This window comes from Bacteroides sp. RTP31139st1_H2_RTP31139_211217 (genome assembly GCF_040227615.1).
GTDB classification, from domain to species: domain Bacteria; phylum Bacteroidota; class Bacteroidia; order Bacteroidales; family Bacteroidaceae; genus Bacteroides; species Bacteroides uniformis.
Genome location: NZ_JBCNZM010000147.1, coordinates 1 through 12,068 on the forward strand (window position 1 = coordinate 1; position 12,068 = coordinate 12,068).

At 49.0% G+C, this 12,068-nt stretch carries 9 protein-coding genes; 5 read left to right on the forward strand and 4 right to left on the reverse strand.

All coding sequences use genetic code 11. The annotated features are described in order from the left end of the window. Positions 1-33: 33 nt before the first annotated feature. On the reverse strand, positions 34-1,482 hold the full coding sequence (locus tag ABUA47_RS19015) for a glutamate decarboxylase (RefSeq protein ID WP_349824529.1): 1,449 nt from the start codon (positions 1,480-1,482) through the stop codon (positions 34-36). 202 nt (positions 1,483-1,684) lie between these two features. Here ABUA47_RS19015 and ABUA47_RS19020 point away from each other — a divergent pair, with 202 nt between their 5' ends. After that, on the forward strand, positions 1,685-2,908 hold the full coding sequence (locus tag ABUA47_RS19020) for an MFS transporter (protein WP_057252791.1): 1,224 nt from the start codon (positions 1,685-1,687) through the stop codon (positions 2,906-2,908). A gap of 76 nt (positions 2,909-2,984) precedes the next feature. Here ABUA47_RS19020 and ald read toward each other — a convergent pair whose 3' ends face one another. Next, the gene (ald, locus tag ABUA47_RS19025) at positions 2,985-4,091 is read right to left on the reverse strand and encodes an alanine dehydrogenase (RefSeq protein WP_035448795.1); all 1,107 of its coding nucleotides are present in this window, start codon (positions 4,089-4,091) and stop codon (positions 2,985-2,987) included. A 198-nt stretch (positions 4,092-4,289) separates the two neighbouring features. Between ald and ABUA47_RS19030 the strand changes: the two genes are divergently transcribed. The 3 genes from ABUA47_RS19030 to ABUA47_RS19040 all read left to right on the forward strand — a co-directional run bounded on the left by ABUA47_RS19030 (position 4,290) and on the right by ABUA47_RS19040 (position 9,461). Next, on the forward strand, positions 4,290-5,957 hold the full coding sequence (locus ABUA47_RS19030) for a M23 family metallopeptidase (protein ID WP_035448794.1): 1,668 nt from the start codon (positions 4,290-4,292) through the stop codon (positions 5,955-5,957). Positions 5,958-5,993: 36 nt separating this feature from the next. After that, on the forward strand, positions 5,994-7,637 hold the full coding sequence (locus ABUA47_RS19035) for a C69 family dipeptidase (protein ID WP_057252793.1): 1,644 nt from the start codon (positions 5,994-5,996) through the stop codon (positions 7,635-7,637). A gap of 81 nt (positions 7,638-7,718) precedes the next feature. Beyond that, entirely contained in the window at positions 7,719-9,461 is a 1,743-nt protein-coding gene (locus ABUA47_RS19040; protein ID WP_008664768.1) for a phospho-sugar mutase, read from the forward strand. Between the two features lie 289 nt (positions 9,462-9,750). Here ABUA47_RS19040 and nudC read toward each other — a convergent pair whose 3' ends face one another. Together nudC and ABUA47_RS19050 are read right to left on the reverse strand one after the other, a co-directional pair. Next, positions 9,751-10,557 carry an NAD(+) diphosphatase gene (nudC, locus tag ABUA47_RS19045; RefSeq protein ID WP_057252798.1) on the reverse strand — a complete coding sequence of 269 codons (807 nt, stop codon included), beginning with the start codon at positions 10,555-10,557 and terminating at the stop codon, positions 9,751-9,753. Between the two features lie 116 nt (positions 10,558-10,673). Further along, positions 10,674-11,312 (reverse strand): HU family DNA-binding protein, encoded by a 639-nt coding sequence (locus tag ABUA47_RS19050; RefSeq protein WP_022400812.1) that lies wholly within the window; start codon positions 11,310-11,312, stop codon positions 10,674-10,676. Between the two features lie 530 nt (positions 11,313-11,842). On the opposite strand from ABUA47_RS19050, the gene ABUA47_RS19055 reads away from it, so the two are divergent. Beyond that, positions 11,843-12,068, forward strand: a 226-nt coding sequence (locus tag ABUA47_RS19055) for an AAA family ATPase (RefSeq protein ID WP_349831899.1), incomplete at its 3' end; no start/stop codon positions are given.

A 12,068-nucleotide genomic window follows, 5' to 3' on the forward strand; every position in this document is an offset into this window, starting at 1 on the left:
CCAAAAACTGGGTTACAGAACGAACCAAAACGCTTAGGAAAGTGAGCTAAAATTGGTACAACAAACTGGACACCCTAATATTTTGGTTTCCACCGGCAGGTTCTTTTCCTGTGCCATACGGGTAGGAGTCGGGTAATCCAGTTTCTCCAGCTCCGTGATGGCATTCTTGATGTCACCCAGCAGCATGTCTGCCATGTCGCGGCTGAATCCTTGGCGAACAACGACGCGCATTACGACGTAGTCTTCCAGCTTTGAAGGCAGTGTATAGGCGGGTACCATCCAACCGTGTTGTGACAGCTTGTCCTGCAGGTCATACAGAGTCCATTTGGCAGCTCTTGCATATTCCGGTTTCAAATACCAGATAAACAGCGGGTTCACAACCTCGTCGGAATAGTTTACGAACGGAGCCATCTTGCCGATTTCGTCATGGATATACTTGGCGATGGTCAGAGAGTTGTACTGTACTTCCTTGTAACCCTGGAATCCCAAACGGATGAACTGGTAATATTGACCCAGAATCTGTGCGGCAGGACGGGAGAAGTTCAGGCCTACCTGAGTAATGTTGGCACCGAGGTAGTTTACGCTGAATGACATTTCTTCGGGCAGATATTCCTTGCCTTTCCAGCAAACCCAGCCCAGACCCGGATAAACTAGACCGAATTTGTGTCCGCTGACGCTGATGGAGAGTACCCACTTCAGACGGAAGTCCCATTTCTTTTCGGGATAGAGGAACGGGAGGATGAAACCGCCGCTGGCGGCATCTACGTGGATAGGAATGTCGTAGCCGGTCTTCGCATTGTAGGCATCGAGGGCTTTGTCGAGGGCTTCGACGTCATCGTTCAGTCCTGTCCATGTAACGCCTTGGATAGGCACGATACAGATGGTGTTCTCATCACACATCTTCAAGGCTTCTTCGGGGTCGAGCGTGGTCTTGTCCAGTGTCAAAGGCACTTCACGCATTTCAATCTGCCACAATTGGGCGAATTTTTCCCATACCACCTGGAAACCGGTTGAAATAACGAAGTTGGGTTTGTCGAACGGTTTGCCTTGTGCCTGACGTTTCTTGCGCCAGCGCAACCAGGCTGCCACACCACCCAGCATACATGCCTCCGAGGAACCGATGGCAAGTGCGCCGGTTTTCCAGGTTTCTTTTTCAGGAGAGTTCCAGAGGTTGGCCACGATGTTGATACATTTACCGTTCATTACGGCGATGCGCGGATATTCGGTCTCGTCAATGTAGTTGATGTTGATGGCTTCGTTCATCAGCTTGGTTGCATATTCGTCCATATAGGTAGTGACGAATGTAGCCAGATTCAAGCGAGGCTGCGTTTGGGCGAAGGTCTCGTCTTTCACCATCTGATAGGCGATTTCCGGGGTAGTAGGTCCGTCGGGAATCTTTTCTACGGGTGAGGGTTGTAACATACGGTTTGAACCGAATACTTCAGTTTTTGCATCTCCTTTTCTGAAATTCAAATCTTCCATATTAATAAGTTTTTTAAAGGTTTAGGCGGCGAGGCTTTTCCCCGTCGAATTTCCCACAACAACGGGGTTTGCGGATGAAAGTTCCTGGGTTTTGCATTATTTGGCGTTTATTAAAGGGCAGCGTAGTAAAATCTTAAAAAACGAACATTCTGAAGGTAAGTTTGTTGTTCCCACATTATTCATTTAATTAATATACTACTATATGAAAATCAATACCGGAAGGGGTACAATCCCCCTTATTACGCTTGTCGGCATTTGGTCTGTCTCTGCATTGACTTCCTTGCCGGGATTGGCCGTGTCACCTATTTTGGGACAGCTTACCACCATTTTTCCACATGCCACGGAACTGGATATACAGATGCTTACCTCCCTGCCTTCACTGCTGATAATTCCTTTTGTGCTGTTGGCGGGCAAGCTGGCAGAGAAACGTGATTTTGTGCGTCTGCTGAAAGTGGGACTTTGGATGTTTGCCGCCAGTGGGGTACTTTATCTTTTTTCGGACAAAATGTGGCAGTTGATGGTGGTCAGTGCTTTGCTCGGCATTGGCTCGGGACTGATAATCCCGTTGTCTACCGGTTTGGTTTCACGTTATTTCACGGGGGAGTATAGGGTAAAGCAGTTTGGTTACAGTTCTGCCATCACCAATGTGACGCTGGTTGTGGCAACGGCGGTGACTGGGTATCTGGCAGAGGTAAACTGGCACTTGCCTTTCGTGGTATATCTGCTTCCGTTGGTTTCTCTGCTGCTTGTCGGGTATTTGAAGGGAGATACCGGTCAGCCGCAGAAAACAGAAGATACGGCTACCGTTGTTCCGGAGGAATCCAAGCGTGCGATTCCCGGTAAATACGGCATCCATGTCCGCCATCTGCTACAGTTGATGCTGTTTTATGGCGTCACTACGTATGTAGTGCTGGCGGTTACTTTTGACTTGCCTTTTTTGATGGAGGCCCATCACTTCTCCAGCGGAAATTCCGGATTGATGATCTCCTTATTCTTCCTTGCCATTATGGCTCCGGGTTTCTTCCTGGGGCATATCGTGAAGTGGATGGGGAAACACACAAAGTTTTACAGCCTTTTGTCCATTGCAGCGGGTTTGCTTTTGATATGGATTTCGCCTAAAGAATGGCTGATAATACCGGGATGTATGTTGGTTGGTTTGGGATATGGTGTCATTCAACCGCTGATTTATGACGAGACAGTAGATACGGCTATACCGGAAAAAACAACTTTGGCACTGGCCTTTGTAATGGTAATGAATTATCTGGCGATTCTATTGTCCCCGTTCATTACAGACTTCTTTCAGACCTTGTTCCACACTAATTCCAAGGAATTTCCGTTTATTTTCAACCTCTGCATCACACTGCTCGCTATGTGGTGGGAGTATGCGAGGAAGAAGGATTCTTTGTTGGGGGGGAGTTATGAGTGATGAGTGATTTGTTGGTAATTGTGCTGCGCTACCATGCTGAAAGGAAAATACCAACAAATCACTCATCACTTATAACTTATAACTCAATCGCCTCATATTTCAGCCCGAAGACGTCGGCTACAGCTTTGTATGTTACTTTGCCTTCCACTACGTTCAATCCTTGCGCCAGAGCCGGGTCGTCCTTGCAGGCTTGTCTCCAGCCTTTGCATGCCAGGGCAACGGTGTAGGGCAGGGTGGCATTTGTCAGTGCCATGGTGGAGGTGAAGGGTACGGCGCCGGGGATATTGGCAACGGCGTAGTGCACAATTCCATCCACAATGTAGGTAGGATCGCTGTGCGTAGTGGGATGGGAGGTCTCGAAACAACCGCCCTGGTCGATGGCTACGTCCACGAGTACGGTGCCGGGTTTCATCATCTTCAGCATTTCGCGGGTGATGAGATGCGGGGCCTTGTCACCGGGGATGAGGACGGAACCTACTACCATGTCGATGTTCGGCAATTCCATCTTGATGTTATGGGTGGAAGAATAGAGTGTCTTTACGTTTTTCGGCATCACTTCACTCAGGTAGCGCAGGCGGGGAAGGTTGATGTCGGCAATCAGTACCTCGGCACCCATTCCGGCAGCTATCTGTGCGGCATTGGTGCCCACGATACCACCTCCAAGGATAAGTACGCGTGCGGGACGTACGCCCGTTACTCCGCCCATCAGTTTTCCCTTGCCGCCTTGTGGCTTTTCAAGGAAGCGGGCTCCTACTTGGGTAGCCATACGTCCTGCCACCTCGCTCATGGGGGTAAGCAGCGGAAGTGAACGGTCTTCTTTTTCCACGGTTTCGTAGGCGATGCAGACGGCACCGCTTTCAATCATGGCTTCGGTCAGTAATTTATCGGCTGCAAAGTGGAAATAGGTGAATACCACTTGTCCCTTTTTAATCAGTTTGTACTCCGGTGTAATAGGTTCCTTTACCTTGACAATCATGTCGGCTGCGGCATACGTGTCTTCAATGGTCGGTAAAGTCTTTGCACCTACGGCGATGTAGTCATCGTCGGAGAAACCGCTGTTTGCGCCTGCCGTGGCCTGCACATACACCGTATGACCTTTTTTTACCAACTCGGCTACTCCGGCAGGGGTCATGCCCACGCGGTTCTCGTTGTTCTTGATTTCTTTAGGTACTCCGATAATCATAACCTTAAAGTTTTAATTGGGGGGTTAAACATGGCGCAATATAGCGATTTCCCGGCTTGGGTGTTATCGGTGTATCTATGTTCTTCAACAGAATTTTTATGCATGTTTTAATCAATGATAATTGCACCTTTCTGTAGGTAGAGAGAACTATTCTTTTTATATTTGCATGCATTTAAAATAATATTGACTGTACAAAATATGAAATATCCTATATTTTTCTCTCTTTTGTTCTTTATTGGTAGTGTGCAAAGCGGCTATGCCCAAGAAACCGATACAGACAAGACCTCCTTCACCCCGCCTTTTGATTTCCCCATCACCTTCTCCGGTAACTTCGGCGAGATACGTGCCAACCATTTTCATGGCGGACTGGATTTCAAGACCGGTGGAACCATAGGCAAGCCGGTACGCGCTCTGGCCGACGGATATATTTCGCGTATCCGCGTTACCCACGGTTCGGGCTATGTGCTCGATGTGGCTTATGACAATGGTTATTCGACGATAAACCGCCATTTGAGTGCCTTTGTGGGCGATGTGGCCCGCCGGGTTGAAGACTTGCAGTACGAGAAAGAAAGTTGGGAGGTGGAAATTACTCCCGAACCCGATGAATATCCCGTGAAGGCCGGTCAGATAATAGCTTTGAGCGGAAACACCGGATACTCTTTCGGTCCGCACCTGCATCTGGATATGATAGAGACGGCTACGGACGAATATATAGACCCGCTGCCTTTCTTCATGGACAAGGTGAAGGACAAGACTGCCCCGCGTGCCGAAGGTATCATGCTGTTTCCTCAGCCGGGAAAAGGAGTGGTGGAAGGCAAGCAGACGCGACGGGCTTTTCCGGCACATCCTACGAAACCCATTATCGCCTGGGGACTGATTGGTGCTGGCATCCGTGCCTACGATTATATGGACGGAGTGCAGAATAAATATGGCGTGAAGGCGGTGATTCTCGAAGTGGACGGCGAGGAAGTCTTCCGCAGTACGGTAGACCGCTTTGCCTATGAGGAGAACCGCTATATCAATTCGTGGACACACGGTCAGTACATGAAGTCTTTCATAGAGCCGGGCAACCGCCTTCGCATGCTGCAGGCATCCAACGGCAATCGCGGACTGGTGGACATCAACGAAGAACGCCCTTACCGGTTTGTCTATACGCTGAGAGATGCGCTGGGAAATATCTCCAAGGTCCGCTTCACAGTGCAGGGACAGAAGACGATAATTGCTCCGGTGGAACATCGTGAGAAATACGCCCTCAAATGGGACAAGGTGAACTATCTGCAGGAGCCGGGGCTGGAGTTGGTTATCCCGAAAGGAATGCTCTACGATGACGTCTTGCTGAACTACTCCGTGCGGGCTGATAGTGGCGACATCGCTTTCACCTATCAATTGAACGATACCCGTATTCCTATGCACGGTACCTGCGATTTGCGTATCGGCTTGCGCCGGCGTCCGGTGGAGGATATGGCCAAATATTATGTGGCGGGCGTAACGGCACGCGGTGGAAAATATCGTATTGGCGGTAAGTATGAGGATGGTGTCATGAAAGTGCGTATACGGGATTTGGGGACTTATACCGTGGCGGTGGATACGGTTCCGCCGGTGATAACTCCCCTAAACCAAGCCCAATGGGGACGTACGGGAAAAATCATCTTCAAGGCCAAGGACAAGGAAACCGGCATCAATACCTATCGGGGTACGATTGACGGGAAGTATGCCTTGTTTGGAAAGCCCAATTCCATCAGTGGTAACCTGGTGTGCGAGCTCGACCCGAAACATGTGGAGAAAGGCGGCAAGCATGTGGTGGAGATGACGGTGACGGATGGCTGTGGCAACCGTACCACCGGACAGTTTGAATTTGTATGGTAAAGACTGAAATATTTAGTAACATTATAATTTAGAAGTATGAAAAGTAAAAGACTGACTCTTTTCGTCTTGTTTGTTGTGGCAGCCGTGGCGAATGCGCTGGCCTGCACCAATCTTATCGTGGGCAAGAACGCTTCTGCGGACGGTTCTACCATTGTTTCCTATTCTGCCGATTCTTATGGTTTGTTCGGCGAGTTATATCATTATCCTGCCGGTATGCACAAGAAAGGTACGCTGATTGACATACACGAGTGGGACACCGGCAAATACCTCGGGCAGATAGAGCAGGCCCGCCAGACGTACAATGTCATCGGCAATATGAATGAGTTCCAGCTCACTATCGGTGAGACGACATTCGGCGGACGTCCCGAGCTGGTGGATACCACCGGCATCATCGACTATGGCAGCCTGATTTACCTCGGTCTGCAACGCTCACGCACCGCCCGCGAGGCCATTAAGGTGATGACGGAGTTGGTGCAGGAATACGGCTATTACAGCAGTGGCGAGTCTTTTACCATTGCCGACCCCAACGAAATATGGATTATGGAGATGATTGGCAAGGGACCCGGTGTGCGCGGTGCCGTATGGGTGGCTGTCCGCGTGCCCGATGATTGTATCTCTGCTCATGCCAACCAGAGCCGCATTCATCAGTTCAACATGAACGACAAGGAGAACTGTATGTACTCCGCCGACGTCATCTCCTTTGCACGCGAGAAGGGCTATTTTGACGGTGTGAACAAGGATTTCAGCTTTGCCGATGCCTACGCTCCGCTCGATTTCGGTGCCCGTCGCTATTGCGAGGCCCGTGTATGGAGCTATTTCAATATGTTTACCGACCGTGGCAACGAGTTCCTGCCTTATATATTAGGTGAGACGAACACTCCGATGCCTCTGTTTGTGAAGCCCAACCGCAAGGTTTCCGTGCAGGATGTGAAGAACGCCATGCGCGACCATTATGAAGGTACTCCTCTCGACATCAGCAAAGATTTCGGCGCAGGCCCGTATCATACCCCGTACCGCCTTTCCCCGCTTTCTTTCAAGGTGGGTGACCAGGAATACTTCAATGAACGTCCCATCTCCACCCAGCAGAGCGGTTTCGTATTCGTGGCACAGATGCGCTCCGAGTTGCCCGATCCTATCGGTGGAGTATTGTGGTTCGGCACAGATGATGCCAACATGACGGTATTTACGCCCGTATACTGCTGTACGGACAAGGTTCCCGTATGCTACACCCGTGTGGACGGCGCCGATTACATCACTTTCTCCTGGAACTCCGCTTTCTGGATTTTCAATTGGGTGGCCAATATGGTATATCCCCGCTATGACTTGATGATAGACGACGTGCGTGCCACTCAGACAGAGTTGGAGACAACCTTCAACGAAGCGCAGGAGGGCGTTGAGGCTGCTGCTGCCAAACTTTTGGAAAAAGACCCTGCCAAAGCGAAGGCATTCCTAACCAACTATACGAACATGACCGCCCAAAGCACTTTCGATACCTGGAAACGTCTTGGCGAGTTTCTTGTCGTAAAGTACAATGACGGCGTTGTCAAGCGTATGAAAAACGGTCAGTTCGAACGCAATTCCATTGGCCAGCCGGCAGGCGTAATCCGCCCGGGATACCCGAAGGAGTTCCTTGAAGAGTATGTTAAGCAGACGGGAGACAGATATAAAATGCCTGAATAAAATTAGGATATTTGAACTTATTCTTCTACATTTGTGTCTTACAAAAAAGTTTATATTAACCCTTAAAATAATAACAGTCTTATGGAAAATCAGGAACTGATTAAGCAGGTGACTGAGAAAGCCGAAAAATGGCTTACCCCGGCATATGATGCCGAAACTCAGGCAGAAGTGAAACGCATGTTGGAAAATCCAGATAAAACCGAATTGATAGACAGTTTTTACAAAGACCTGGAGTTTGGAACGGGTGGTCTGCGTGGCATCATGGGTGCCGGTACAAACCGCATGAACATCTACACCGTAGGTGCCGCAACACAGGGCTTGTCCAACTATCTGAACAAATGTTTTGCCGGAAAGAAGGATATTTCCGTTGTTGTGGGGCACGACTGCCGCAACAATAGCGACAAGTTCGCAAAGATTTCTGCTGACATCTTCTCTGCAAACGGCATCAAGGTATATCTTTTTGATGACCTTCGTCCTACGCCCGAAGTTTCATTCGCCATCCGTCACTTCGGCTGTCAGAGCGGTATCAACATCACAGCCAGCCACAACCCCAGAGAATACAACGGCTACAAAGCTTATTGGGATGACGGTGCGCAGGTGCTCGCTCCGCACGACACGGCCATCATAGACGAGGTGAACAAGGTGACGGTGGCCGACATCAAGTTCAACGGCAACAAGGACTTGATTCAGATTATCGGCAAGGAAGTGGATAAGGTTTATCTGGAAATGGTTCACTCCATCTCTATCGACCCCGAAGTCATCCGTCGCCAGAAAGACCTCAGCATTGTGTATACTCCGCTTCATGGCGCAGGCCGCGTGCTTATTCCGGACTCATTGAAGGAGTGGGGATTTGAGAATATCAACTGCGTGCCCGAACAGATGGTGAAGGACGGCAATTTCCCGACAGTGGTTTCTCCGAATCCCGAAAATGCCGAAGCCCTTTCCATGGCCATTGCGCTGGCTAAGAAGATTGACGCTGACATCGTAATGGCAAGTGACCCGGATGCCGACCGTGTCGGTATGGCCTGCAAGGACGATAAGGGCGAGTGGGTGCTTATCAATGGTAACCAGACTTGTCTCATCTTCTTGTACTACATCATCAAGAACCGTATTGCAATGGGTAAGATGCAGCCGAACGACTTCATCGTGAAGACCATCGTGACCACCGAACTCATCAAGGCTGTGGCAGACAAGAACAAGATTGAAATGCGCGACTGCTACACCGGCTTCAAGTGGATTGCCCGCGAAATCCGTCTGAGTGAAGGTAAGCAGCAGTATATCGGTGGTGGTGAAGAAAGCTATGGCTTCCTGGCCGAAGACTTTGTCCGTGATAAAGACGCGGTTTCTGCCTGCTCTTTGCTGGCCGAAATCTGTGCTTGGGCCAAAGACCAGGGCAAGACACTCTATGACGTATTGATGGAAATCTATGTAGAATATGGATTCTCTAAGGAAACCACCGTGAACGTGGTGAAACCCGGTAAGAGTGGTGCCGAGGAAATCAAGGCGATGATGGATAACTTCCGTGCCAATCCTCCGAAGGAAATCGGTGGTTCGGCTGTCAGCCTGATTAAGGATTACAAGACGCTGGAACTGACTGATGCCCAGGGCAACGTAAGCAAGCTGGATATGCCCGAGACTTCCAATGTACTTCAATATTTCACTGTAGACGGCACGAAGATTTCTGTCCGTCCTTCCGGTACGGAACCGAAGATTAAGTTCTATATCGAGGTGAAGGGCGAGATGGGTTGTCCGAAATGCTATACCAGCGCCGATGCCGAAGCTGAGAAGAAAGTGGAGGCAGTGCGCAAGTCACTCGGCATTTGATAGGAAAGAGGAAAAAATGTGTATATAGTGTTCGGAGAGGCGTAACCCGTGAGGGCTGCGCCTCTTCCTTTTGCTTCTGTGTTGAAAGAAAACTTAAATAAAGACTTAAACCCGATGGTTGATGAACAAAACGTTTGCAGGGAAGTTTAGTATATGCAGATTGCGGTTACACACCGATTGGTTGATGTGAATGAGAGTCGTTTCATTCGTAGTTGTTCGTTTGTGAGTGTGTGTTTTCCGCAATTTGCTTTTTTAAATTTCTTCCCCCCTCTTTTTAATTCTTTAATTTTTAATTGTTCTCCATCCACCAGTCTATCAGCCTTCTTGCGATACTCAGCTTTCGTGGAATTTCGGGCAGGTTGTCTTTGGAATAGAAGGCGGCAGCGGTCAGCTCATCTTCCTGCAGTTTTATCTCCCCGCTTTCGTAGTCGGCAATGAAACCCACCATCAATCCGCTGGGGTAGGGCCAGGGCTGGTTGCTGAAGTAGGTGATGTTCTTTACCTTCAGCCCCGTTTCTTCAAAAACTTCCCGTTCTACACATTCTTCCAGTGTCTCGCCGGCTTCGAGGAAGCCTGCCACCAGTCCGTAGAAGGTTCCTCGGAAGTTCCGGGCATGCACCAGCAGGATTTCGTCTCCTTTGCGTATCAGTACAATGATGGCGGTGGAAACGGGAGGGTACATCTCATTGCCGCAGTTGGGACACTTCTTCATGATGGGGGTCTGGTGCTCCATGGCGGTGCCACACACGGGGCAGAAGCGGCTGTGCTCGTCCCAATAGAGTATCTGGAAGGCCTTTCCTGCAGAACGGTACTCGTCCGGCGAGATGTAGTCGTACGATGCGCGCAGGCCTATCATGACCCATTCATCGGTTTCGGCCACGAGCTGTTCCAAAGCAAATGCACGTACTTGCTTGCCGTTGGGTGGGAACACTTCGTGTATATTACTTCCGGCTTCCGGTGTCAGAGGAGGCTCTATACTGACGGGTACGCTGTATTTTATTTCTCCTTTGTCTGTATATCCTTTTTTCAGCAGCAGTTGGTCTTTGAAGAAGACGAACCACTGCGTGCAGGGTTGGGGTTCTGTTGATTTTTCCATTGTTTGTTGTTTTATTATTTGGGGGGATGAACACGAAAATACCAAGGCACAGAGATTCTTTTCAAAGAGATAAAGCATTAATTTCTATGTCTTTGTGTCTCTGTGTTCGCCCCCCCCTAAATTTCGTTTGCTGTGTCTTTTTCTTGCCGCACATAGACCGTTGACCTTCCCATTCCGCGGCGGCGCAGGAACCCTTGCCGGATGAATTTGTTCAGCTCGTCTATGGCGGCATGTCTGGTTAGTCCGCTCAATTGGATGTATTCGTTCTTGTTGATGCATACATTCTGCTTGAGGAACAGTTCCAGTTCGGCTTTTCTTGTTGCTTCGGTGGTCTCTACTACTTTTTTCGATTTCTTGGTAGTGGAGTGTACACGTTCCAACGTCATTTTCTTCTTGATGTTGTTGCGGAACGTGCTGCTGATGCGCAGGTGCACGTTTTGGAATTGGACGGATTCGGAACGGATTTTCTTTTTCTCATCGTCGGTCTCGCGCAAGCATTTCAGTGAAGTGCTGAAGAAGCCGAGTTCTCCCAGTTCCACGATGTTTCCGTTGGCAAGGAGGTCGCACAACTCGTCAATGCAGGCATCCAATGCTGCTCCTATCACATTCTTGGGCAGATGTTGGAAAGTTGCGATATGTTCCACAAACTCCTTTTGGGTATAAGTCCTTTTCGGGCAGATACGTGCATGGAGTGATTTCTTGTCTTCTTTCCCGTCGGGCGAAGGCGTTTCGTAAAGGTCGTAATACGCGCTCATAAGATATTTATTTTTGTTTATAGCGATAAACAGTTCTCGTCGCTTCGGGGAATTATTTTTGTCGCTAAGCGGATTAATTTTCTTCTTCCTAAAAACTAATCGTCCGACAACTGTTGCATTATCGTCCAACAGTTGTTTAATTATCGTCCGACAGCTGTCGGACGAAACAGAAATGGGTATGGGACGATTAATTCTTAGTGAACAAAGGTATAAAATATAGTGATACGAAGAGTAGTGTTTGGGGAAGAAAGTTTTAGTTTTCGGCAAAAGAGGGGGGATTGTTAAATCCCCAATAATAGGGACTGACCCGATGAAGGACTGGTCACTTACCTGGGGACAATTTGTCTCCAGGTAGAAATGGTAATAGATATAGGAAATGAAAGCAAATCACAACGTGTGTGTGCGTGTCTGTGTGTATTTGTTTTCCAAAGATAGTGAATCTTAATAAGAATCTCTCTGATTTCCCTACTATTTGGTATCTTTACACGCTTTTCTTTATACATGAGTACTGACTATAAATAAATCATATTGTGGAAATAACCCAACGCATTCGTCTCCTCCTTTCCGAAATGAACCGGGGAGTATACGAAAAAGAAACTGAAATAAACCTCTCCCTGCTGGCAGCTCTGGCAGGCGAGAGCATTCTGCTCCTGGGACCTCCGGGAGTAGCCAAGTCAATGGTAGCCAGGCGGCTAAAGTCGGCTTTTACAGATGCCCGTGCCTTTGAATACCTGATGTCCCGCTTCTCTACGCCCG